A 219-nucleotide genomic window follows, 5' to 3' on the forward strand; every position below is an offset into this window, starting at 1 on the left:
GGAGTGGTAGTTCAGTTGGTTAGAATACCGGCCTGTCACGCCGGGGGTCGCGGGTTCGAGTCCCGTCCACTCCGCCACTTGTTATTTCCTCAATAACAAGCAATAAATAATTTCCTTATTAATAAATCCAAATATAATTTTTTATCAGCTATCAGCTATCAGCTATCAGCTATCAGCTATCAGCTATCAGCTATCAGCTATCAGCTATCAGCTATCAGC

General features: G+C 42.9%; 1 tRNA gene. It reads left to right on the forward strand.

Annotated elements, in window-relative coordinates:
• Positions 1-77, forward strand: a tRNA-Asp gene (locus AAEY57_RS21360).
• The last annotated feature ends 142 nt before the right edge of the window (positions 78-219 follow it).

The organism is Pseudoalteromonas sp. MER144-MNA-CIBAN-0113, from assembly GCF_040308965.1.
Taxonomy (GTDB): Bacteria; Pseudomonadota; Gammaproteobacteria; order Enterobacterales; family Alteromonadaceae; genus Pseudoalteromonas; species Pseudoalteromonas tetraodonis.